The organism is Candidatus Thiodubiliella endoseptemdiera (assembly GCF_964212635.1).
Lineage (GTDB): Bacteria > Pseudomonadota > Gammaproteobacteria > PS1 > Pseudothioglobaceae > Thiodubiliella > Thiodubiliella endoseptemdiera.
The window spans coordinates 1,963,152-1,985,707 of sequence record NZ_OZ156463.1 but is presented as its reverse complement, the minus strand read 5'-3'; the positions used below and the strand labels follow the sequence as shown (position 1 = coordinate 1,985,707).

Genomic DNA, 22,556 nt, shown 5'->3' with positions numbered 1-22,556 from the left:
CAACACTTGAGAGGGTTGGGATTTGGTGCCGTTGGGGAGGATGAAGTAGGCGATGAGGTGGCAGTATTGTCCTTCGTCGGCTTTGTTGATGATGATTTTGGGGCTGGCGGTGGCGAAGGTTTGGTTGTATTGGGTAAAAAGTTGTGGATGTTAGGTAAAAAACTGTAGGCGTGTGGTGTTTTTTTGTGGGTATTGCTGAATTTGCTCAGTAGTCTGTGTAAAAAATTAATGAATGTCCAAAAACCACTAAGAGTGGCTTGGGGTTTTGACTTGGGATTTAAAAGACTTTTACTGTTTAAATAAACACGCGCGACGGTGCTGTGATGTGCTGTATTATATGTAAATTTCATAAGTTGGGTATTATCCATAAAAAATAGGTTGTGTCAAGTGGTGCTAAGAAAGTCAGATATTAAGAATGACAATGTTTGACTTTTGTTGCTTTGCTTTTGTTTGGGTTTTAATCAATGATTCCATTTCTATTTAAGGTAAAGGTTTTTAACGCTTGCAGGGGGTTGGCGGAAAATATGCCACCAATATCGGCATGTGCCCAGATATAAAAGGCTCTGCCGATGATGTATTGTTCTGGGACAAAGCCCCAGAAACGGCTGTCGCTGCTGTGTGCACGGTTGTCTCCCATTACAAAATAATGCCCTTGGGGGACGATTAATTTAACATTTCTGGAATTTGTGTTAGGTGATAACAAAATATTGTGTGGGTTGGGGGCTAGCATTTCACGCTTGTGTTTGTATCCTGTCATACCTGTGCCTTTTTCTATGCCTTTGTAGGTGCCAATATTTTTGTATTTAATTGCTGTGCCGTTGACGGTAAGTTTGTCATTGATATATTCAATTTTGTCGCCTGGGATGCCAATCACGCGTTTGATAAAATCTGCTCCTTTGTAGGCTTTTTGGTGTTCGTAATTTGGGTATCTGAATACGATTACATCGCCTCGCTCTGGGTCGTTGATGTCTATTAGTTCTGTATTAAAAACGGGTAAATGGATGCCGTAGGAGAGTTTTTCTACTAATAAAAAATCGTAGGTTAAAAAAGTTGGCATCATTGAATTAGATGGGATTCTAAATGGTTCGGCAATGAAGCCTCTGAGTAAAAATACCAGTAATAATACGGGGTAGAATTCTGCACAGAGTTGCACGGCTTTGGAGCGGTGGTGGTATTTTTCTGATTTATTTAGTCTTAGGAAGCAGGCGAAATATAGCCATTTGGTTAGTAGGAATTTCTTTGTCGTTGGTTTGTTAAGTGCTGCTCCGCCCATAAAAAAATGGTCTGAAGCGACGATGATAAAGGCAATAATGAGAAATGTTGCGAGATAAGAGGAGACATTCCACGCTAGAAATGAGGAGGCGTTTTCGATAGTCATAAAATAATGGTCAAAAGTAAAAGGAGTTATTATATAATATTTCCCTTTACTTATATCACGGAGAAAACAAAATGGCATTAGCTGATTTAGAAAGAGATGGACATGGTTACTTGGTTGACTTAAATGATTGGAATGAAGATATTGCACGCGAATTTGCAGAAGAAGAAGGGGTTAATTTGACAGAAGACAGTTTTAAGTTAATTGCTTTTTTGCGTGAAGAGTATGTGAATAATAATGCGAATCAGCCTAATGAACGCAATATGGTTAAGGGTTTGAAAGATGACTGGGAAGGTAAATTAACGACTAAAGAGTTATATACTTTATTCCCTAAGGGTCCTGCGAAGCAAGCGGGGAAGATTGCTGGATTGCCTGAGACTAAGCGGAAAGGTGGTTATTAAGATTGGTTTTTAGGGAATGAAAAAAAGCACTGATTGGGTGCTTTTTTTATATTTGCATTGACAAGGTTCGACCTTGTCAAGGGGTGCGGTTTAAAATTCTTTGATGTTCATTCCAATAGAGTTGGAAAGTGATACAAAATTAGGGAAAGAAGTTGCTACATTGTCCACGCCGTCAATTTCAATCGCATATTTACATCGCAATGATGCTATTGCAAATGACATAGAAATACGGTGGTCGTGATGGGATTGAATTGTGTTTGTTGGTTTTTGGAAAATGCCTCCTTGAATTTTAATTCCATCTTCTAGGACTTGGTTTTTAATGCCTAGGATATTTAGCCCATCAGCCATTACTTGAATGCGGTCGGATTCTTTTACGCGTAATTCTTTAGCGTTTGTTAGAACGGTTTCACCTTGTGCGCAGGCTGCGGCAATAAAAATGGCGGGGAATTCGTCAATCGCTAGGGGGGTGAGTTCTGATGGGATATTGATGCCTTTTAATTCTGATGATTGCACGCAAATATCAGCCAGCAATTCGCCTCCAATCTCACGCTTATTTGATACGGTTAATTTTGCACCCATTAATTTTAAGATGTCAATCACGCCTGTGCGGGTTGGGTTGATATTGACTCCTTTTAAGGTGATGTTTGATTGCGGTGCGATACAGCCTGCTACCATAAAAAACGCTGCTGATGAAATATCACTTGGCACTTGAAATTGTGTGGCAGTGAGTTCATTGCCACCTGTCAGACATATTGTATTGTTGGTAATGTTCACTTGATAATCAAGTCCTTTGAGCATTCGTTCGGTGTGGTCGCGTGTGGTTTCTGGTTCGGTTATGCAGGTATTGCCTTGTGCATATAGACCTGCTAACAATACGCAGGACTTAACTTGTGCTGAGGCAACTGGCAAATTATAATGAATGGCTTTGAGTGATTGCCCGCCTTTAATCTTTAGAGGTGGTTTGCCATCATTGCTCTCAATCACTGCACCCATTGTTGTTAATGGGTCAATCACTCTGTTCATTGGGCGTTTGGATAATGAGACATCGCCTAGCAGTTCAGAATCAAAATCTTGTGCTGCTAAAATCCCTGACATTAAACGCATTGAGGTGCCTGAGTTGCCTAAGTTAAGTGGTGTGTTTGGTTTTTTTAAGCCGTGTAAGCCGACGCCGTAGATTGTAACTTTATCTCCCTTTCGCTGAATGTCAACACCCATTGCTTGAAATGCTTTGAGTGTTGCGAGTGCGTCTTCGCCTTGTAAAAAGCCGCTGACTTCTGTTGTTCCATTCGCCAATGAACCGAGCATAATGCAGCGATGTGAGATTGATTTATCGCCTGGGACTTTGATACTGCCGCTGAGTGTGTTGGCAGGTTGGATGATAAATTTAGACATTTAACCAATCGTCCCTTGCTGCTTTTGCATGTGCGAATAATGCTTCTATTTCTTGTGCTTGACCTTCTTTAATTAGGCGCGAAAGTTTATCTAAACTTTGTTGAAAACCTTTAATATGCTTGGTAATTTCATCAGGATTATTGATACAAATATCACGCCACATTGATGCATCTGATGATGCGATACGCGAAAAATCTTTAAATCCGCCTGCTGCATAACTGAGTGCATTTGAATCGCTTTCCATCAAATAATCCATTAATGAAAACGCCAACATATGCGGTAAATGCGATGTCATCGCTAATAAATCATCGTGTTTTTTATCGCTCATAATTTCCACCTTTGCTCCTATTGCTTCCCATAATTCACTGACGCTAACCACTGCTTGGGTATTTGCATTCTCTGTTGGTGTGAGAATAACACGCTTGCCCTCAAACAAACTGCCATCAGCTGCTATCACCCCACTTTGCTCTTTGCCTGCAATCGGGTGTGCGGGAATAAAATTCTCAGGTATTGTGCCGAATACTTCTTTGGCGGTCGCAATCACACTGCTTTTGGTGCTGCCGACATCTGAGATAATTACATCGCTGTTAATATGCGGTTTGATCATTTCAAAAATGCTTTGAAAGCTATTCACAGGCGTTGCAATCAATACTAAATCTACGGCTGATAATGCTTTGGTAATGTCTGTGCTATAGGTGTCAATCACGCCTAAATCTTGTGCTTGTTTCAGATTGTTTTCATTTCTGCCGTAGCCGACAATCGTTTGCACTTTTTTGGCTTTTTTTAAGCCGAGTGCGAATGAGCCACCAATCAATCCAACGCCGATAATGCAAATTTTATTCATATTAGTGATTTTAATGTATCAAGGAATGCGGTATTCTCATTTTTCGTACCTACAGAAATACGCACATAATTTGGCATTTCAACGGGGCGGACAATAAAACCTTGTGCTAATAACTGCTGATAAATTGCCATTGCATCACTTACTTTGATGGCAATGAAATTCGCAGAAGAGGGAATGTAAGATAAGCCGAGTGCGTCAAAACCTTTGGCAAGTTGCATCAATCCTTGTTTATTTTTACTTACTGATTGGGCGATAAATTCTTTGTCTGCTAATACTGCAATTGCCGCACTTTGGGCAATGTGATTGACATTAAATGGTTGACGAATGCGATTGAGATAATCGGCAATTTTAGCCGAGCAAATCGAATAACCAACCCGCAAACCTGCCAATCCATACGCTTTAGAAAAAGTGCGTGTAATTATCAAATTATCAAATTCTTGTAGCCATCCAATCGCATTATCATCGGCATCTAAATATTCAATATAGGCTTGGTCTAATACTACTGTTACTGTGTTTGGTACTTTTGATAAAAACGCATAAACCGCGTCATCGCTCAATAATGTACCTGTCGGATTGTTCGGATTAGCAATAAATATCAACTTGCTGTTATTGGTAATTGCTGACAACATCGCCTCTAAATCGTGCCCAAAATCTTTGGCAGGTGTTACCACCGCCTTTGCACCTAACGCCTGTGTTACCAATGGATAAACCACAAACGCATACTGTGAAAAAATCACTTCATCACAGGCATCACACACATAGGCTCTGGCGACCAATTCCAACAAATCATTTGAACCATTGCCCAAAGTAATCCCATCCGCTGACACTGATAAATGCCGACTAATCGCCTGTTTCAACTCAAATCCATTACCGTCAGGATAACGCCCTATCTCACTTGCTGCCTGCTCAATTGCCACTCGCACCTTTTGACTGGTGGGCAATGGATTTTCATTACTGGCTAATTTCACCACCTTGTCCAAACCTAATTCTCGTTGTAATTCGCTGATGGGTTTACCGCCTTGGTAAGGTTGCAGGGATTTGATGGCGGGGCAGATACTCATATTTTTTTGCTCTTGTAAAAGTGGATAAATTTTGGCGATTCCTTAACTTGTAGCCGCTACAAAACCGCAACAGGATAAGAACCTAAAATAATCAGATTAAGTACTTCATCTGACACTTTTGCCAAGGCTTTTTGTATGTGTTCTTGTTGCTGATGGCCTTCGATGTCGATTAGAAACATATATTCCCATTTAATGCCAGGCATAGGATGGCGGGCAATTTGCAGGACATTGATGTCTTGTTCTTTGAAGGGTGAGAGCAAGTCAAATAATGCACCTGCTTCGTGTTTGGTAACGACTAATAGGGAAGTTTTGTCTTTGTTTGAAGATGGCACTTCTTCTTTGCTGAGCACGATGAAGCGGGTAACATTGCCTGCCTTATCTTCAATATTTTTAGCAACTCGCTCTAAAGTATATAAATCTAACGCAACTTTTGATGCAATCGCCGCCGCATTTGGCTCATCTTTGACGATGCGTGCGGCTAAGGCATTAGAGGCAACTGCTTTTAATTCGATATTTGGATAATGATTTTCAAGCCAACGATGGCATTGGTCTAATGCTTGTTGGTGTGCATAAATCACTTTTATTTCTTTAGATTGGTCTGCCATCATTAGTTGATGCTGGATTGAAACCTCCACTTCACCGCAAATTTTTAAACCTTGAGAATAAAGCATATCAATCGTTGCACCAATCACACCGTTTGATGAATTTTCAATCGGTACAACGCCATAATTTGCATTGCCTTTTTCCACTTGATGGAAAATTTCATCAATACTGGCACAGTCTAGAGTTGAAACTGCATGTCCGAAATGTTTAAGCGTAGCTTCTTGAGTGAAAGTGCCTTCAGGTCCTAAATAAGCAATATTAATACCCTGTTCAAGTGCCAAGCAAGCTGACATAATCTCACGGAATATGTGTGCCATATCTTTATCTTTGATGGGGTTATCATTGCGTTCAATGACTTTGCGTAATACTTGTGCTTCACGCTCGGGGCGGTAAAAACTGCTTTTATCATCTGATGTTTTTTTGACCTCGGCAACAGCTGATGCAAGCTCTGCACGATTACCAATTAATGACTGGATTTCTTTATCCAATGCGTCAATTTCAATTCTTAATTCCTCTAATGTTTTAGCCATTTTTTACCTTTTATAAAACTCTAACGCTCAATGCACCTTCAACTTGTTGCAAACTACCGACCACTGTATCAGAAATTTCACTCTCTAAATCAATTAAAGTATAAGCAATTTCGTTTCGTGATTTGTTCAGCATATCGATAATATTTATCCCTGCATCGGCAAGAATGGTGGATATTTGCCCGACCATATTAGGGATATTTTGATGGGCAATGGACAAACGCGCACTGCCTAATCGTGGCATTTTTGCCTCTGGAAAATTGACTGAATTAGTGATATTGCCATTTTCAAGATAATCTTTCACTTGATTTGCCACCATAATCGCACAATTATCTTCCGCTTCTATCGTTGATGCACCCAAGTGTGGCAAGGCAATCACGCGTTCGTGGTCTTTTTTATCATCAATCGGAAAATCCGTCACATAATATTTAACTTTGCCCGCTTCTAATGCAGTAATCAATGCATCTTCATCAATAATCCCATCTCGTGCAAAATTCAAAATCGTTGCTCCCGCGGGTAGCAAGGCAATGCGTTCTGCGTTGAGTAAATTTTTGGTGCCTTCCACTAATGGCACATGAAAAGAAACAAAATCACTCTGTGCAAATAACTCATCAATATTCAACGCCTGTTCAACATCGGCTGAGAGTTTCCAAGCACTTTTAATGGTAATATTCGGATCAAAACCCACCACTTTCATACCCAATGTATCAGCCGCATTGGCAATCTGCACGCCAATCGCACCCAAGCCGACAATACCAAGCGTCTTACCTGGTAATTCTGAACCTGCATAATTTTTTTTGCCATCTTCCACTGCAGTTTTGAGATTGTCCAATGGCAAGCGATTAACATAATCCCACGCCTGACAGATGTTGCGACTGGCAAGTAACATTGACGAAATCACCAACTCTTTCACTGCATTTGCGTTCGCACCTGGTGCATTAAAAACCACCACGCCTTTATCACTCATTTTATCTAGTGGAATATTATTCACCCCTGCCCCTGCACGGCCAACGGCTTTCAGATTGTTGCCAATTTCCATTTCGTGCATCTTTGCACTACGCACCAAAATTGCATCAGGATTGCCCATTTCAGATGCAATTTCGTAGCTATCTCTTGGTAATTTATCCAAACCAACAGGGGAAATATTATTCAGCGTTTGTATTGTAAACATAATTTTTTATCCGTTTTCTTTCTCAAAATCTTGCATAAAACCCACCAAGGTATCAATCCCTTCCTGTGGCATTGCATTATAAATACTGGCACGCATACCGCCCACCGAACGATGCCCTTTTAAGGTAATTAAATCGCGTTCTGCTGCCTGCTCTAAGAACAAACCATTTAAGTCTTCATTCGCCAATAAAAACGGCACATTCATCCAAGAACGGTATCTTTCTACTACAGGATTTGAGTAAAAATCAGAGCCATCAATTGCCGCATAAAGCGTCTTCGCCTTATGCTCGTTAATCTTTGCCATCACACTCAAACCGCCCTGTTCTTTCAGCCATTCAAACACACGACCTGCTACATACCAAGGGTAAGTTGATGGGGTGTTATACATTGAATCGTTATTTATCTGTGTCGCATAATCAAATAAAATCGGCTGATGAGCCGCCACATTACCCACCAAATCCTCTCTCACAATCACAATCGTCAAACCAGCAATCCCAATATTCTTCTGCGCCCCCGCATAAATCACCCCATATTTTGACACATCAATTTCACGCGACAAAATCGTTGAAGACATATCTGCCACCAGTGGTTGCTCAGTTTCTGGGATATAGTCAAATTCCAAACCTGCAATAGTTTCATTCGGTGTGTAATGCAAAAAAGCACCCTTCTCATTAATATGCCAATCCTTGAAATCCGCAATATCGGTATATTTATTATGAGAACTGTCCACACAAATATTGACATCACAATAACGCTGTGCCTCGGCAATCGCCTTTTTTGACCAATGTCCCGTATGTGCATAATTCGCTGTAGTTTTACCACGCAATAAATTAATCGGCACCATAGAAAACTGTGCCGACGCACCACCCTGCATAAACAAAACTTTGTAATTATCAGGGATATTCATTAAGTCACGCAAATCTCGTTCAGACTTCTCTGCCATCGCCATAAAATCCGCACCACGATGCGAAATCTCCATCACCGATGCCTTAGCATTGCCATATTCTAATAACTCTTCTTTCATCTGCTTCATCACCTGTACTGGCAGCATCGCAGGTCCTGCACTAAAGTTGTAAACTTGACTCATTTTAACAAACTCCTTGTTGATTAATTTAAAGCACAATTTTATCAGAATTCAATAACCTGACGAGTCTTTGATATTATCCAAATTATCAAAAGAAACTTTTTTGGCGATATCCATAAAATCTTGGATATATTCCAACTCAAAGTCTACCTTGCGTACTGCGAGATACAACACCCGCCACACGCCGTCTTTGCCTAATGGTTTGAGCGCAATTTGCTCTTTTTGAGTGTCAGTTAACGCCCATTCTGGCATCGTTACAATACCTTGATTATTCAACACCAATTGCATCATCATCAACGGCAGTTCTACCTTACGCGTCGCTGGTGTTACCTTGGCAGGTTTTAGAAAATAATTGAACACATCTAATCTATCGTGGCTCACTGGATAGGTTAAGAGCGTCTGATTTTTAATATCTTTGGGCTGTAAATAGGCTTTCTTTGCCAATAAATTTTCAAATGACATTACCATCAACATTTGATAGCTAAACAATGGAAAATACTCAAAACTCTTATCATTAATAGGGTCGGAAGTCACCACCATATCCACATCATAATTTTTCAACGCTTCCATTGGCTGAAAACTGAACGCCAATGACAAATCAAAATCCACTGTTGGTTGTTTTATTCGAAAGACATCTAAAGTCGGAATCAGCCAATCAAAACAACTGTGACATTCAATCGCAATATTCAATCGCCCGCCTTCCGCTTGCAATAACTGTTGTTCTGCATTCTGAATCCGTGGCAACACCTCATTTGATAAATCCAATAATTGTTGCCCATGTGGTGTGAGTTTCAGTGGGTCAGAATGACGCACAAAAATCAGCGTTTCCAATAGTGTTTCCAGTCGTCTAATTTGGTGCGATAATGCCGACTGGGTAATAAATAAACTGTCTGCTGCATCCGATACATTACCGTACTTTTTCAATGCCTGTATCAAATTTAAATGACTAATTTCAATCACAAAATACACCCCAATAAAAATAATACTTCACTAATTTCAATCACCGCACCTAATACATCGCCCGTCCAACCCCCTAATCTCGCCTGCATTGTTCGCACCAAAAAAAACAAGCCGACTAACATCATCAAAACACCCATCCAATTCACCCACACGACAATACTCAGCACCATCATCACTATCGCCATTGCCATTTTTCTCGGCACAAAATCTACCATATCTCGTGCAATTCCATTCTCACGCACATAGTTAAATTTCAACATCAAAAAAATCGGCATTGTCCTTGACACCACGGGCATTATCAACAATTCCAAGATATTAATTTCTAACAAAAATACATACTTTGCTAACAAAATTAACACAATAGACACCACGCCTGCACTGCCAATATGCGAGTCCTGCATAATCTCTAATGCCCGTGTTTTTTTTGCCCCAGAAAGCCACGCATCTGCACTATCACCCAGCCCATCTAAATGCAATGCCCCGTTAATCAGTGTTGCTACAATTAACAAAACAACTGCTGTTGCACTCACAGAAAGTGATGGAAAATGCCCAACTGCCACCAAAATTAATCCAATCAATAATCCGACTAAAGGGAAAAATAATACCGAAAAACCAATTTCTTTTTTACCAATATCCCCAAGCATTGGCACAGGGATTCTAGTCATAAATTGCACTGCAATAAAAAACGCTCTCATTTGCCTTCCAACACCATCGCCTCAGAAAAAGTAGCCATATTATTATGTAAACAACATGCCGATTTCATAATTCCAATTGCCACGCTAGCACCACTGCCTTCACCCAATCGCATACCCATATCCAAAATCGGCTTAACACCCAATTCCTTCAATACCAACCAATGTCCTTTTTCAGCCGACTGATGAGAAAACTCCATCCATTCTTTCACTTGTGGATTAATTCTAACGGCTGCCAACGCCGCCGTAGTAGAAATAAATCCATCGACCAAAATGCTAATTCCACGCTGAGCACAAGCAATATAAGCCCCTGCCAATGCCACAATTTCAAATCCGCCATAAGTTTGCAATGCTTTTAGTGGATTATTGCCCACCTGATATTTATCCAATGCTTTGCCAATCACTGCCACCTTACGCTCAATACCTGCGTCATCCAATCCTGTGCCCGCACCTGTTAATTCTGACGCTGTTTTACCTAACAATTCACACAAAATCGCCGTCGCACAAGTGGTGTTCGCAATCCCCATCTCGCCACCGATAAATAAAGTAACCCCTTTATTTTCCGCACGCATCACGCACTCTTGCCCTGCATTCAACGCACTTTGCAATTCATCTTTATTCATCGCCTGTGTTATTGCAAAATTCTTCGTTCCATCTGCCACACGCTGATTTACCACACCTATCGTCTCAATTAAAGGATTTGCAACCCCTACATCAATGACTTCAAAATCTGCCTGATATTGCTCTGCCAGCACCGTAATCGCCGCCCCTTTACTCACAAAATTCTGCACCATTTGCATCGTTACCACTTGTGGAAATAAGGATACCTGCTCATCAGCAATACCGCTATCTCCTGCAAAAACACTAATTTGAATCTTATCAACATTAGGCTTTATTACTCCTTGTCGCCCTGCCAATCTTGTCGCCAATCCTTCTAACAAACCTAATGAACCTTTCGGTTTAGTCAAATCATTTTGTCTATCAATTGCTTGTTGCTCTATCGCTTTATCAATCTTTTTTACTGCTTCTAAATACCACATATCATTTTCCTTTTAGAGACCTTTGCATAAATATGAATAATCATCAAAACGCCATCTTTCATCAAATTACAAACTTTTTAAAAACACCCTTAGCCCTGCTAGGAGTGGATTTAAAAAATTTCCAATTTAATAAAATCTGTCATTTTGCTAATCATCCCTATTTATGCAAAGGTCTCTTTTAAATTAACGCTAAGTCCAGCCATTACAAGCTGAACACGGTCTGCTACCTTGGCAATTTTCTGATGTAAAAATCCACTTTCATCAACAAATTTTCGACCCAATGGACTCAATGGCACAACCCCACTTCCAACTTCATTACTCACTAAAATCACTGTGTGCTGAGTCGTTGCCAACACATGCAATAATTCGTCAATCTTCGTTTCTCTTTGTGAATCTTCCAAAATATTCAACAACCACAAAGTTAAACAATCCACCAAAATACACACTTCCCCTGCCATATTTTCAATCACGGAGGCAATTTCAATCGGCTCTTCTATTACGGTAAATGCTTCATCCCTATCTCGTTTGTGTCGTTCAATCCGTGCATGCATTTCCTCATCGCCTGCTGTTGCGGTTGCCAAATACACCATTTCCAAACCACTGTCCAATGCAGTTTTTTCAGCCAATTTACTCTTGCCTGACCTTGCACCGCCTAAAATAAAATAAATCATAAATTCTTCACCTGCTCTAATTGCACAAACCCACTATTTGTATCTATTTTCAACACGACTAAACATCCATATCCAATCATAAAATTAAAAACTTTTTGAAATTTTAACCCCAATACAATTTTCAAAATCATTCGTATCACTCCCGCATGCGTTACCACCAAAATATCTTCATTTCGCTCCACCAATGCCAGCCAAACCTCCTCAACTCGTTGCTTAAATTCCCTTAATGACTCCCCATTAGGTGGTGTATATTTCTGTTGATGAAATAATGCCATTTTCTCCGCATTACTCTTAACAATCTCTTCATAGGTCAATCCATCCCAATCACCAAAATCAATCTCTGCCAATTTTGCAATAATCTCAACATCACCTAACGGCTCAGCAAATTCACAGCAACGCAATAAAGGCGATGACCACACCACCCCAATCTCAACCCCTTCAACAGCCTGTTGCATCTGTATCAGCCCCTTTGCCGTCAGTCTATCATCTGTCACTCCGCGATATTTTGCACCGCCTTCCACTTCCCCATGTCGCATTAATGTGATTTTCATTTCACTAATTATACAAACTTTTATCATAAACTTTATTAATATTATGATAAATAATACTATTTATAAACTCTATAATTTCCTACTTGATTATGGAAGTTGGTGCAAATCCGACGCTGTCCTCGCAACGATATTTGTGCATCATAGCGATAAACATCAGTCCGATACATAATTATTATTGTTTAACTTCACAAGGAGACCTTTGCATAAATAGGGATGATTAGCAAAATGACAGATTTTATTAAATTGGAAATTTTTTAAATCCACTCCTAGCAGGGCTAAGGGTGTTTTTAAAAAGTTTGTAATTTGATGAAAGATGGCGTTTTGATGATTATTCATATTTATGCAAAGGTCTCACAAGGATGAAATCATGAAAAAAATCTTGCCTATAGCAACACTCGTTGTCAGTCTAAATGCCAATGCAGCACTCGGACCTATTCCCATTTATCTCAATACTGAATATCGCACCGATAGCCCAGTGATTGGTTCAATTGCCTCAACATTGACTTTTGATGCGAATGATATTGAAGCGACAGGTGCTAATACTTTTTTAGATTTTTTAGCCACTGTGCCAAGTATTGGCTTGTTTAATGCAACGGGCAATACACCTGCTGTCTTTATGCGTGGCGGTGAATCACACCACACTCTATTTTTAGTTGATGGTGTTAGCATAAATGACTTAAGTGACAGCAATAAAGCAATATCTTATGGATTAACAGGCATTGCACTTAGTGATATTGAAAAAATAGAAATTGTCAAAGGTTCAGGGTCTGTTTTATATGGCTCATCTGCAATTGCAGGTGTTGTTTCTATCACCACCAAAAAAGGCGCAAATGGAAAACATGCAACAGTTAACACCAAATTTGGCACACATAATTCCAAAACTTACACACTATCAGCAAGTAATGGTGATAAAGATGGTTTTATAAGGTTTAACCATAACAAATATACAACAGATGGCATAGATGCTAGAACTGATACAAATGGTGAAAAAGATGGCTTAAGTAATGTTTTCACACAAATTAAAGTGGGTAATGAAAAATTTGATATTAGTTACTTAAAAAATAGAAACAAAGCCGAATATGACAATTTTGATGGTAAAGATAACGAAAATTTAGGAGATAGAAAATTTAGTAGAGTAGCAATTAATGCTAATAAAAAAATTAGTGATATTTGGAAAACTAAATTATCTCTTGCCCAAACTACAGTCAGTCGTAATACTGGATTGAATGCCACAACCATTGGTGATAAGTTCAAAAGCACCTCTATAACTTTACTTAATGATATAAAAATTGATGCTGCCCTACTCAATGTTGGCTTGTCAAAAATTGATGATAAAAATACCACAGATAATCAAAAATTATCAAGCAAAAATCTATTTGTAAACTGGCAAAAAAATATCAATAGTATTGACATTAATACAGGTGCTCGATATATCAAACATAGTAAATTTGGCAATGAAACTATTTACAACTTAGGGCTTGCTAAATATCTTAATAACGGTATTAAATTAACAGGCGGTTACGGCACAGCATTTAGTGCACCCTCTATCGGTAGATTATATGGCTGGGGTGCAAATCCAGATTTACAACCAGAAAAATCAAAAAGTATAGAATTGGGTGTGGAAAAAACGCACTATTGGGGTCTTTCATCTATAAAAATATTTAGAAACAAGGTAAAAGATGCCATTACTTGGGATGGTGGATATACTGGCACTAGCCCAAGGTATTTTAACACCGGCGATTATCTCGCAAAAGGTGTTGAATTATCAGTCAATGCTAATATTGATAGTTACAATATAAACTTTAATCATATTCATTCTAAAAGCAAAAAAAACAATAGTCTTACAAAAGTTAGACGACCAAGTGATATCACAAACTTAACACTTAGTAAGCAATACGGTAAATTTAATTCAAGAATACAAGTAATTAGAAGGTCGTCAGTTACTACGGTATACGATGGGGATAGAAGCGGCTACACATTACTTAATTTATCAACTAAATACGGCATTAATGACAAGATGCAAATATCATTAAATGTTAATAATGCTACCGATAAAAAATACTCGATTGCAAGTTTTAATACTGAAACAGATAAAACTCGTGGCGATTACAATCAACTCGGCAGAACAATTGAAGTTGGTTTAAATTATAAATTCTAAATGCACCCTGCTCTCGTGGAGTAGTGGTAAGGACAGTGCTTATGCCTTACACCTACTCAAAAAAGACCCAAGCATAGAACTTTTAGGTCTTTTTACGACGGTGAATAAAAAATTTGAACGAGTGGCAATGCATGGGGTGCGTCTGTGTTTATTACAGGCACAAGCGGATAGTATTGGATTGCCTTTGCATATTATTGAGATTCCTTATCCGTGTTCAAATAAGCAATACGAACGGATTATGGGGGATTTTGTGGTGCGGTTGCAACGGGATAAAATTGATGCAATTGCTTTTGGAGATTTATATTTGCAAGATATTCGCGATTATCGCATTGCACAAATGGACGGCACAGGGATTGAGCCAATTTTCCCCTGCTGGGGTATAGACACCAAAACACTCGCCCAAATCATCGTCAAAATTGGTATCAAAGCAAAAATTGCCTGTCTTGATCCAAAACAATTAGACATAAAATTTGCAGGCAGAGATTATCAACCCGATTTGCTTGCCGATTTACCATCACATATTGACTTTTGCGGGGAAAACGGCGAGTTTCACACTTTGGTCTATGACTCACCTGATTTTTCAAAACCTGTTGCCCTTAAACAAGGAGAAACAGTTGAGCGAGATGGGTTTGTTTTTACTGATTTTCAGTAATAATTTAGATATAATGAGACCTTTGCATAATAATAAAACAACATTTAAAAAGAGAGACCTTTGCATAAATAGGGATGATTAGCAAAATGACAGATTTTATTAAATTGGAAATTTTTTAAATCCACTCCTAGCAGGGCTAAGGGTGTTTTTAAAAAGTTTGTAATTTGATGAAAGATGGCGTTTTGATGATTATTCATATTTATGCAAAGGTCTCAAAGAGATAAACAATGACAAATCAAATCAACAAAACCACAACACTATTCGCCGTATTTATTATGGTGTTATTAATGATTGCCACGCGTGGTCATAGTAATTGGGTATCGGCATTTGTGCATTTGCCTGACTTTACTATTCCCGCCCTATTCATTACTGGCGTATATTTTCGTAAGTTTTGGGTAGCATTTGTGATTATTTTTAGTGCAGTTGTGATTGATAATTATGCGATTGTGCATCAGGGAATTAGTGCGAATTGCATTACCCCCGCTTATAGCCTAATGCCATTAACTTTTTACGGTATTTTTTGGTCGAGTAAATATATCAGCTCATTGACTTTGGATAATAATATTGTTAAAAATGCATCTGTGATTATCGCCACTGTGACGGTACAATGGCTTGCTGTTACCAGTAGTTATTACTTTTTTACTACAACATTCAACAAGACAGGTTGGGCTAATTTCCCTGCGTATTTAGCAAAATGGTCGGTGATTGAAATCCCGACAACTTTATATACAATAGCAGCAATAATAATGGTTTTTACCTTGGTGCAACGCATTGTCCCTGTGTTAAATTTCCGTAGTAGTATCTGAAATAGTGCCCGATAAATACAAACAACGCATGCAGCGCAAAAAAGCGCACATCAACGCTCGTATAGAAGAAGCCAGCATTAACAAAGGCATCATCGTTCTACTCACAGGCAATGGCAAAGGCAAATCCTCATCCGCACTCGGTATGGTCTGTCGCGCACTCGGCTACGATATGCAAGTTGCCATCGTCAAATTCCTAAAAGGCGTACAAGACACAGGCGAAGATGCTTTTCTAGCACAACAAAAAAATATACAAACCACCTTTATGAAAACTGGCTTCACTTGGGACACTCAAGATAAAGAATGCGACACTCAAAAAGCCAAAGAAACTTGGGCAGTTGCTGAACAATACCTAAAAGATGAATCCATCAACCTTGTCGTTCTCGACGAACTCACCTATATGATTAGCTACCAATACCTCGACGAAACCAATATCTTAAATACCCTAAATAACCGCCCCAACAACCAGCATGTCGTTATCACTGGCAGAGCCGCTTCAGATAGTTTAATTGAGATTGCCGACACAGTGAGTGAAGTGAAGGATATTAAGCACGCTTTTAGGGCAAACATCAAAGCACAAAAAGGGGTTGATTTATAACCATTCTGCAATAAAGCAGGTTTTCTTAATATGGCTCCTCGAGCTGGGATCAAGACAAAAAAACAGACAAAGTAAACATCCTGAAAGCAGAAAACAACATCCCAAATAATACGCTATAATTGCACCTTTTAAATGAGACCTTTGCATAAATAGGGATGATTAGCAAAATGACAGATTTTATTAAATTGGAAATTTTTTAAATCTACTCCTAGCAGGGCTAAGGGTGTTTTTAAAAAGTTTGTAATTTGATGAAAGATGGCGTTTTGATGATTATTCATATTTATGCAAAGGTCTCTAAATAAAACAAAGTATGGGTAGGAGATTTTTGGCGTATAAGTTGTTTTCAATTTTTCAAACCAATCATCGCCAAATAATGCAATACCTATAATCCAATTGAGGCGCAAGATTTTCTTTATCGGCATTATGTTTGTTGCTGTAGATGATAAAGTCTTGCATACCCTCCTTTTTTATCTATTAACTCTTGATGTGTGCCTTGCTCAGTAATTTTTCCGTTGTCAATAAAAATTATCACATCAGCCTCTTTGATGGTATTAAGACGATGGGCAACTGAAATAACGGTTCTGTTTTTTCTTATTTCTGGCAAATGATTTAAAATAATGCGTTCTGAATCATAATCTAGGGCAGAGGTTGCCTCGTCTAAGATTAAAATCTTTGGATTATTGACCAGTGCACGCATAAAGGCAATTCTTTGTCGTTGCCCACCTGATAAATTACCCCCTTTTTCACTGAGCATTGTTTCATACCCTTCTGGTAATTCTTCAATAAAATCTGCACCACATATTTCAGCAATCTTTTGCAATTGTTCCATAGTAATATCGGGGTTGGTAATTTTAATATTATTAATAAGTGTGTCCTGAAATAATTCACTATTTTGCAAAACTACACCCATATTCATTCTCAATTCAGTCGGTGAAAGCGTCCTAATATCCAAGCCATCTATCATTATTTCCCCTCTAGTTGGCTGATAAAATGCTTGCAATAGTTTGCTCAATGTGCTTTTTCCAGATCCAGAAGGTCCTGTTATACCAACCATACAACCAGGTTTTAGTTCTAGATTAATGTCTGATAACACTAAAGGTAAATTTTGATGATAAGTAAAACAAACATCTTTAAAAATAATACCACCTGAAATATTGTTAAAAAACATATCTTTTGGCAATTCTTCTAAAGGCTCTTTGAGAATTAAGCTAATTCTTTTAATAGATACCAAAGTATATTGAAAATCTTGCCATATTTGTGCCAATCGAATCACAGGCTCGGCAACATAATTCGAATACATTCGAAATGCAATAAAAGCACCGATTGTTAAAGTGCCTTCCAGTACCTCAGTAATACCTATCCATAAAATTACAATCACCATTATTTTGTTAATAAGCGAAATACCTTGCATAGAAAAAATGTTGGTTACTTCTGCTTGTGCGTAGGCGCGTTGATATTTTCCTAGTCGTTTTTGCCATTGACGGGTGAACCTGCCTTCCGTTGCCATTGATTTTATAGAATGAATGCCGTATAAAGTTTCTGTCAATAAGGCAATATTATCTGCATTTGCATCAAAGGATTTCTCACTTTTTTTGCGCACTATAGGCCCCATTAACAACCAAAAGAAAAAATAGATTAATAAAAATATCAATACAATAACAGTCATAAATACAGAATACTGGAACATTACTGAAAAGAACACAATTACAAAAATTAAATCAATAACTAAAGTGAGTGAATTGCCTGTCATAAATTGACGAATATTTGTCATTTCTCTCATAAAGGCGGTTATTTTTCCAATTTGGTTGTCTTGGAAGAAAGATAATTGTAGTTGCATTAAATGCTCATAAATTCGGCTGGTTAACTCTGCATCAATTTTAGAAGTAAGATTGGAAAAGGCAAACGAACGCATCATTAAAAAAATCGGGTCAATTAAGGCGAAGAACAGCATTGCTATCATAACAGTTTGCAAGTTGGCAAGATTAAAACTAGGCAAGGCACTGTCTAAAAGATATTGAAACAATAAGGGGGTAAGTAACATAACTAACTGAATCATAATAGAAATGAAAATCACCGCTAAAAATTGTTTTTTATGTTTTTTAATTGAGGGTAGGAACCATTGAAAAATAGAGCCATTTTTAATAGGCACATTTTGCACAGTATTGGCATCATATTCTTCCAAATTATTAGCAACAACAATACAAGTATCTTGCCAAATTTGACGGCAATCTTGTTTGTCTATTTGCCATCTATCTGTGCCATCAAATAGATTGAAATTATTGCCATCAAATTCTTCAAGTAGTAGCCAGTTATTTTGGCATTTGACAAGCGCAGGTAGATGTAGTTTATTTGATTGATTGAACTCAACCTGCACACATTCTGCATTAATGCCTGCCCATTGAATCGCATACACTAACTCAAAGTCACTTAAAACCCCCTCTTGACTGTTAACCAGTAAGTGTTTAATACTTTCTAATGTGGTGTTTTTTTCAAAATGCTTTAACAATTGAATGATACAACATAAAGCGCGGCTGTCAACAGTGGCGTTAACGCTCTCTAAGTCCTTCATTGACATGCTCCAATACAGGTGATAGTAAATATTCAATAACACGGCGTTGCCCTGTTTTTATCCTAGCAACAACAGACAAGCCTGCATGCAAAGGAATTGTTTTTTTCTTATACTGTATGGTGTTATCCTTAAGACTGATGATGGCTAAGAAGACATAGCCTAATTCTTTATCTTCAATAGAATCTTGATAAATGCTTTCAACAACACCATCAATTGCACCATACTTGATATAGTTAAAGGCATCTAGTTGCACATTTGCTGCCTGCCCAATATGCACAAAACCAACATCTTTATTTAATACTTTTACTTCTGCCTGTAAGGCAAGTTTACCCATAGGAACAATTGACATCAACACTTGTGCAGGCGTTACCACACCGCCGACTGTGTTAATGGCAATAGCCTGAACAAAACCATCTATTGGTGCATAAATACGCATTGATTGTAGTTGGTCACGATATTTTTTTAACGATTCCAATGTTTCAATAGCCTTTAATTGGTTTTCTTGGTATTCTTTATAAATTTTATTTTTATTTTGACTGATGGCAAACTTTTTATTGCTTTTCTCTAAATCTAGATTGTTACTTAATTCGTGTAGTTTAGATTGTTTACTTGCCAATTCTTTTTGAGATTGTAACAATTCTTTTTGAGCTCGCAATAATTCTAAATTAGAAATGTCTTTACTTTCAAATAACCCTTGAAACATATTGGCGCGCTTTTGGGTATTTTTTATAATTAATTTCTCTAACTTAATTTCACTCTTTAAATTTTTACTCGCCTTAGCTAAGTTACTAATTTTGGAGTTAAATTGCTCTATTTGTTTAAAAAACTCCTCTAACTCTAGGGTTGCCTGCGTATCAGCATTGGCTTGAGTGATGTTTTGAATTGCTACACCTTGCTCTATTTGTTCAATAATAGGAAAAATATATTTAAATTTTTTCTCATTTTTTTGGTAAAAAGATAATTTTGCCTTCAGATTAACAATGGAGGTTCTTGCCTCTATGTCAATAAGTTGCACCAATACATCTCCTTTTTTTACCACCTGCCCTTCTTGGGCATAAATTTTTTCAATCTTCCCTGTGTTTAATGATTGAATTTGCTGCGACTTTCCAGAAACAATTAACTTTCCCGTAGTATTTGCATAAATAGCAATATAACTAAAATAAGACCATAAAAGCACAATAATCACAAATAAAACCACACTCCAGCCAATAATGCGAGAGAAATTTGTCGGCGCTTGTTTTTGAATTCGTAAATAAGTAGGGGAGAACTCAAAGGCTTTATTTTCAGTCTTTTTACTACTGAAAATTGAAAGAAACTTTTTCTTAAATAAATGATAATTCATCCGGGTATAAGGCTTAAGTATTTAGCTTTGTCTGCTCCAGATAAAATATTGGTTATTTTACCCTTATTAATAACCACTACCCGGTCACAAGATTTGATAGTGGATAAACGATGAGCGATAATAATAACCGTTTTACCAAGTGATATTTTAGCCATATTTTGACGAATTAACGCCTGAGACTCTTCATCTAAAGCAGAAGTCGCTTCATCCAAAATGAGTAATTTTGGTTTGTCAACAATTGCCCTGGCAAATGCAATTCTTTGTCGCTGTCCTCCTGATAGAGATTTCCCACCTTCCTGAATTTCAGTGTTATAACCCAGTTGCATTTTACGAATAAAGTCATCGGCACCTGAGGTTTTTGCTGCTTCGATAACTTGCTCTAATGGCAAAGTCGGGTCTTTATGGGCAATATTTTCACGCACACTCTCTTGAAAAAGATAATTGTCTTGTAAAACAACACCGATTTGCTCTCTTAACGAGTGCACATCTATCTTATTAAGATTAATATCGTCAATATAAATTTCCCCAGAGTCAGGAGTGTATAAGCCCTGTATCAACTTAGCAATCGTGCTTTTTCCAGATCCAGACCCACCAACTAATGCTACGCTTTCTCCAGGTGCAATAATTAGGTTAATGTCTTCAAGCACTAAATTGCCAGTTGATGTGTATTTAAAGGATACATCCCTGAGCTCAATTTTTCCTTGTAGTTTATGAGGGTTTTGATGTTGTTTTCTTTCTGCAGGTGTATTTAGAATGCTACTTAATCTCTCAATTGCTATTTTTGTTTGTAAAAATTCTTGCCATAACGAAATAAGTTGGTTGAGTGGTTGTTGAAACATAGATAACAACATATTAAAAGCAATCAACTGTCCAATAGTCATACTAAGTGCAAACACCTCAGTTGCGGCAAGCCATAAAACCAATACCCCTACAACTTTTGAAAAAATACTAACCACTTGAGAGGCGGAAGTATTTAATTTTTGTAAGGCGTAATTAACTTCTACCATGCTATCAGTTTGCTTATTCCAGCGCTTTAGCATAACTCTTTCTAGCGCCATACTTTTAATGGTTTCACTATTAGAAATGGATTCGGTTAAAAAGGCAGTATTTTTTGCACTTTTGCTAAATGATAACTCAATATGCTTTATTAATTTTGGTGTCAGTAGCCATGCACCAATAAAATAAAATGGTACAGTCGCAACGGTTACCAGTGCTATTTTTGGCGAAATATAATACATAACAAAAAAAGTGACGAATAAAAACAAAAAATCAATCGCACCTAGTAAAGCCTTGCCAGTAAAAAATTCACGCACACTATCAATCTCTTGCGCTCTACTAACCAAAAGCCCAACAGATTTATTTTCAAAAAAAGCAATAGGCAGATGAATTAAATGCTTGAATAAGCGCATTCCTAGCCCAATATCAATACGATTAGCAGTATGCAATAACAAATATTCGCGTATGCCAGTTAAGGCGACTTCAAATATATTAGCACTTAGTAATGCAACTAATAAAATAACCATTGTTGATAAGGCATTATTAACCACTACTTTATCAACCACCACTTGAAAAATTAACGGCAGTACCAATGCAATAATTTTTAAAATACAAGAAAAACTAATAATTTCTAACAAGATATTACGATAGCGTAAAAATTCAGGTAAAAACCATTCTAATCCGAATTTATTAGTATCCTTAACAAAAATGACTTTGCCGCCCCAAACTTTTTGAATATCAGCCAATGTAAATTGAGCTGGCGCCTCTCCTGGGCGCTGAATTAATACGCCCTCTTGAGAAATGCTAGCAACTACGGCAGGTAAATTATCTTTAGTGAAAAAAATAAAAGGTGCTTTTTTTTGTAACTTTTTAGCAGAGAATTTTTCTTTACTAAATTGAAGCTTTAACTTGTTTTGTTTAGCAAATAAATGTAGTTTATCTTCATCAAGTGTTGTTTCACTATTCTCACTATTTTGAGCGATAATATCCTTACCTAAAACCTCTTCTCTTAGTAGTAAGAATAGCGTATAGACTGATTGATAAACTTGTTGCAACGCTAAAAATCG

Annotated in this window: 25 protein-coding genes and 1 riboswitch; of the genes, 7 read left to right on the top strand and 18 right to left on the bottom strand. The window is 37.8% G+C overall.

The annotated features are described in order from the left end of the window. Positions 1 to 6: 6 nt before the first annotated feature. Positions 7 to 168, top strand: a complete 162-nt coding sequence (locus AB8525_RS10250; protein ID WP_369177783.1) for a hypothetical protein — start codon at positions 7 to 9, stop codon at positions 166 to 168. Between the two features lie 289 nt (positions 169 to 457). Here the strand turns inward: AB8525_RS10250 and lepB are convergent, their stop codons facing one another. Next, complete coding sequence (gene lepB, locus AB8525_RS10245) at positions 458 to 1,378, bottom strand: signal peptidase I (protein WP_369177782.1); 921 nt, start codon at positions 1,376 to 1,378, stop codon at positions 458 to 460. A 71-nt stretch (positions 1,379 to 1,449) separates the two neighbouring features. On the opposite strand from lepB, the gene AB8525_RS10240 reads away from it, so the two are divergent. Continuing rightward, positions 1,450 to 1,776: a TusE/DsrC/DsvC family sulfur relay protein gene (locus AB8525_RS10240; RefSeq protein WP_369151682.1), complete on the top strand. Its 327-nt coding sequence runs from the start codon at positions 1,450 to 1,452 to the stop codon at positions 1,774 to 1,776. Between the two features lie 90 nt (positions 1,777 to 1,866). On the opposite strand, the gene aroA is transcribed toward AB8525_RS10240, so the two are convergent. From aroA to cobT, 9 genes are read right to left on the bottom strand one after another with little or no spacing between them, the layout of a single operon-like run. Continuing rightward, positions 1,867 to 3,168, bottom strand: coding sequence for a 3-phosphoshikimate 1-carboxyvinyltransferase (gene aroA, locus AB8525_RS10235; RefSeq protein WP_369177780.1), 1,302 nt, complete (start codon positions 3,166 to 3,168; stop codon positions 1,867 to 1,869). Next, positions 3,161 to 4,012: a prephenate dehydrogenase gene (locus AB8525_RS10230; RefSeq protein WP_369177779.1), complete on the bottom strand. Its 852-nt coding sequence runs from the start codon at positions 4,010 to 4,012 to the stop codon at positions 3,161 to 3,163. The genes aroA and AB8525_RS10230 overlap by 8 nt, the downstream gene beginning before the upstream one ends. Beyond that, entirely contained in the window at positions 4,009 to 5,073 is a 1,065-nt protein-coding gene (gene hisC / locus AB8525_RS10225; RefSeq protein WP_369177778.1) for a histidinol-phosphate transaminase, read from the bottom strand. Before hisC ends, AB8525_RS10230 begins: the two co-directional genes overlap by 4 nt. Before the next feature lie 56 nt (positions 5,074 to 5,129). After that, positions 5,130 to 6,206: a prephenate dehydratase gene (gene pheA, locus AB8525_RS10220; protein ID WP_369177777.1), complete on the bottom strand. Its 1,077-nt coding sequence runs from the start codon at positions 6,204 to 6,206 to the stop codon at positions 5,130 to 5,132. 10 nt (positions 6,207 to 6,216) lie between these two features. Continuing rightward, on the bottom strand, positions 6,217 to 7,374 hold the full coding sequence (locus AB8525_RS10215) for a phosphoglycerate dehydrogenase (RefSeq protein WP_369177775.1): 1,158 nt from the start codon (positions 7,372 to 7,374) through the stop codon (positions 6,217 to 6,219). 6 nt (positions 7,375 to 7,380) lie between these two features. Beyond that, positions 7,381 to 8,460 (bottom strand): 3-phosphoserine/phosphohydroxythreonine transaminase, encoded by a 1,080-nt coding sequence (gene serC / locus AB8525_RS10210; RefSeq protein WP_369177773.1) that lies wholly within the window; start codon positions 8,458 to 8,460, stop codon positions 7,381 to 7,383. 48 nt (positions 8,461 to 8,508) lie between these two features. Continuing rightward, positions 8,509 to 9,417, bottom strand: coding sequence for a LysR family transcriptional regulator (locus tag AB8525_RS10205; RefSeq protein WP_369177771.1), 909 nt, complete (start codon positions 9,415 to 9,417; stop codon positions 8,509 to 8,511). Continuing rightward, on the bottom strand, positions 9,414 to 10,082 hold the full coding sequence (cobS, locus tag AB8525_RS10200) for an adenosylcobinamide-GDP ribazoletransferase (protein WP_369177770.1): 669 nt from the start codon (positions 10,080 to 10,082) through the stop codon (positions 9,414 to 9,416). Before cobS ends, AB8525_RS10205 begins: the two co-directional genes overlap by 4 nt. 26 nt (positions 10,083 to 10,108) lie before the next feature. Then, entirely contained in the window at positions 10,109 to 11,149 is a 1,041-nt protein-coding gene (cobT, locus tag AB8525_RS10195) for a nicotinate-nucleotide--dimethylbenzimidazole phosphoribosyltransferase (protein ID WP_369177768.1), read from the bottom strand. Positions 11,150 to 11,181: 32 nt separating this feature from the next. On the opposite strand from cobT, the gene AB8525_RS10190 reads away from it, so the two are divergent. Then, positions 11,182 to 11,331, top strand: coding sequence for a hypothetical protein (locus tag AB8525_RS10190; protein WP_369151228.1), 150 nt, complete (start codon positions 11,182 to 11,184; stop codon positions 11,329 to 11,331). On the opposite strand, the gene cobU is transcribed toward AB8525_RS10190, so the two are convergent. From cobU to AB8525_RS10175, 3 genes are all read right to left on the bottom strand, one after another. Then, positions 11,311 to 11,820 (bottom strand): bifunctional adenosylcobinamide kinase/adenosylcobinamide-phosphate guanylyltransferase, encoded by a 510-nt coding sequence (gene cobU / locus AB8525_RS10185; protein ID WP_369151660.1) that lies wholly within the window; start codon positions 11,818 to 11,820, stop codon positions 11,311 to 11,313. The genes AB8525_RS10190 and cobU overlap by 21 nt on opposite strands. After that, entirely contained in the window at positions 11,817 to 12,371 is a 555-nt protein-coding gene (locus tag AB8525_RS10180; RefSeq protein WP_369177766.1) for a histidine phosphatase family protein, read from the bottom strand. The genes cobU and AB8525_RS10180 overlap by 4 nt, the downstream gene beginning before the upstream one ends. Before the next feature lie 56 nt (positions 12,372 to 12,427). Beyond that, a riboswitch (cobalamin riboswitch) is annotated at positions 12,428 to 12,559 on the top strand. After that, complete coding sequence (locus AB8525_RS10175; RefSeq protein ID WP_369177764.1) at positions 12,525 to 12,707, bottom strand: hypothetical protein; 183 nt, start codon at positions 12,705 to 12,707, stop codon at positions 12,525 to 12,527. (Overlaps the previous riboswitch by 35 nt.) A gap of 4 nt (positions 12,708 to 12,711) precedes the next feature. Between AB8525_RS10175 and AB8525_RS10170 the strand changes: the two genes are divergently transcribed. Continuing rightward, complete coding sequence (locus AB8525_RS10170) at positions 12,712 to 14,529, top strand: TonB-dependent receptor plug domain-containing protein (protein ID WP_369177763.1); 1,818 nt, start codon at positions 12,712 to 12,714, stop codon at positions 14,527 to 14,529. Next, the gene (locus tag AB8525_RS10165; protein WP_369179061.1) at positions 14,519 to 15,181 is read left to right on the top strand and encodes an ATP-binding protein; all 663 of its coding nucleotides are present in this window, start codon (positions 14,519 to 14,521) and stop codon (positions 15,179 to 15,181) included. The genes AB8525_RS10170 and AB8525_RS10165 overlap by 11 nt, the downstream gene beginning before the upstream one ends. A gap of 44 nt (positions 15,182 to 15,225) precedes the next feature. Here AB8525_RS10165 and AB8525_RS10160 read toward each other — a convergent pair whose 3' ends face one another. Beyond that, positions 15,226 to 15,378: a hypothetical protein gene (locus AB8525_RS10160; protein ID WP_369151652.1), complete on the bottom strand. Its 153-nt coding sequence runs from the start codon at positions 15,376 to 15,378 to the stop codon at positions 15,226 to 15,228. 30 nt (positions 15,379 to 15,408) lie between these two features. Between AB8525_RS10160 and AB8525_RS10155 the strand changes: the two genes are divergently transcribed. Then, positions 15,409 to 15,987: a hypothetical protein gene (locus tag AB8525_RS10155; RefSeq protein ID WP_369151651.1), complete on the top strand. Its 579-nt coding sequence runs from the start codon at positions 15,409 to 15,411 to the stop codon at positions 15,985 to 15,987. A gap of 28 nt (positions 15,988 to 16,015) precedes the next feature. Beyond that, complete coding sequence (gene cobO, locus AB8525_RS10150) at positions 16,016 to 16,582, top strand: cob(I)yrinic acid a,c-diamide adenosyltransferase (protein ID WP_369177761.1); 567 nt, start codon at positions 16,016 to 16,018, stop codon at positions 16,580 to 16,582. A 128-nt stretch (positions 16,583 to 16,710) separates the two neighbouring features. Here cobO and AB8525_RS10145 read toward each other — a convergent pair whose 3' ends face one another. The 4 genes from AB8525_RS10145 to AB8525_RS10130 all read right to left on the bottom strand — a co-directional run bounded on the left by AB8525_RS10145 (position 16,711) and on the right by AB8525_RS10130 (position 22,544). Next, entirely contained in the window at positions 16,711 to 16,860 is a 150-nt protein-coding gene (locus AB8525_RS10145; RefSeq protein ID WP_369150120.1) for a hypothetical protein, read from the bottom strand. Positions 16,861 to 17,003: 143 nt separating this feature from the next. Then, positions 17,004 to 19,187, bottom strand: coding sequence for a peptidase domain-containing ABC transporter (locus AB8525_RS10140; RefSeq protein ID WP_369177760.1), 2,184 nt, complete (start codon positions 19,185 to 19,187; stop codon positions 17,004 to 17,006). Beyond that, the gene (locus AB8525_RS10135) at positions 19,129 to 20,493 is read right to left on the bottom strand and encodes an HlyD family type I secretion periplasmic adaptor subunit (protein ID WP_369151648.1); all 1,365 of its coding nucleotides are present in this window, start codon (positions 20,491 to 20,493) and stop codon (positions 19,129 to 19,131) included. Before AB8525_RS10135 ends, AB8525_RS10140 begins: the two co-directional genes overlap by 59 nt. Further along, positions 20,490 to 22,544 (bottom strand): peptidase domain-containing ABC transporter, encoded by a 2,055-nt coding sequence (locus AB8525_RS10130; protein WP_369151646.1) that lies wholly within the window; start codon positions 22,542 to 22,544, stop codon positions 20,490 to 20,492. Before AB8525_RS10130 ends, AB8525_RS10135 begins: the two co-directional genes overlap by 4 nt. Between the last annotated feature and the right edge of the window lie 12 nt (positions 22,545 to 22,556).

Coding starts and splice junctions, on each gene's coding strand:
- lepB (WP_369177782.1), bottom strand. CDS start 1,378: ATGACTATCGAAAACGCCTCCTCATTTCTAGCGTGGAATGTCTCCTCT.
- AB8525_RS10240 (WP_369151682.1), top strand. CDS start 1,450: ATGGCATTAGCTGATTTAGAAAGAGATGGACATGGTTACTTGGTTGAC.
- aroA (WP_369177780.1), bottom strand. CDS start 3,168: ATGTCTAAATTTATCATCCAACCTGCCAACACACTCAGCGGCAGTATC.
- AB8525_RS10230 (WP_369177779.1), bottom strand. CDS start 4,012: ATGAATAAAATTTGCATTATCGGCGTTGGATTGATTGGTGGCTCATTC.
- hisC (WP_369177778.1), bottom strand. CDS start 5,073: ATGAGTATCTGCCCCGCCATCAAATCCCTGCAACCTTACCAAGGCGGT.
- pheA (WP_369177777.1), bottom strand. CDS start 6,206: ATGGCTAAAACATTAGAGGAATTAAGAATTGAAATTGACGCATTGGAT.
- AB8525_RS10215 (WP_369177775.1), bottom strand. CDS start 7,374: ATGTTTACAATACAAACGCTGAATAATATTTCCCCTGTTGGTTTGGAT.
- serC (WP_369177773.1), bottom strand. CDS start 8,460: ATGAGTCAAGTTTACAACTTTAGTGCAGGACCTGCGATGCTGCCAGTA.
- cobS (WP_369177770.1), bottom strand. CDS start 10,082: ATGACTAGAATCCCTGTGCCAATGCTTGGGGATATTGGTAAAAAAGAA.
- cobT (WP_369177768.1), bottom strand. CDS start 11,149: ATGTGGTATTTAGAAGCAGTAAAAAAGATTGATAAAGCGATAGAGCAA.
- AB8525_RS10190 (WP_369151228.1), top strand. CDS start 11,182: ATGAATAATCATCAAAACGCCATCTTTCATCAAATTACAAACTTTTTA.
- cobU (WP_369151660.1), bottom strand. CDS start 11,820: ATGATTTATTTTATTTTAGGCGGTGCAAGGTCAGGCAAGAGTAAATTG.
- AB8525_RS10180 (WP_369177766.1), bottom strand. CDS start 12,371: ATGAAAATCACATTAATGCGACATGGGGAAGTGGAAGGCGGTGCAAAA.
- AB8525_RS10175 (WP_369177764.1), bottom strand. CDS start 12,707: ATGAATAATCATCAAAACGCCATCTTTCATCAAATTACAAACTTTTTA.
- AB8525_RS10170 (WP_369177763.1), top strand. CDS start 12,712: ATGCAAAGGTCTCACAAGGATGAAATCATGAAAAAAATCTTGCCTATA.
- AB8525_RS10160 (WP_369151652.1), bottom strand. CDS start 15,378: ATGAATAATCATCAAAACGCCATCTTTCATCAAATTACAAACTTTTTA.
- AB8525_RS10155 (WP_369151651.1), top strand. CDS start 15,409: ATGACAAATCAAATCAACAAAACCACAACACTATTCGCCGTATTTATT.
- cobO (WP_369177761.1), top strand. CDS start 16,016: ATGCAGCGCAAAAAAGCGCACATCAACGCTCGTATAGAAGAAGCCAGC.
- AB8525_RS10145 (WP_369150120.1), bottom strand. CDS start 16,860: ATGAATAATCATCAAAACGCCATCTTTCATCAAATTACAAACTTTTTA.
- AB8525_RS10135 (WP_369151648.1), bottom strand. CDS start 20,493: ATGAATTATCATTTATTTAAGAAAAAGTTTCTTTCAATTTTCAGTAGT.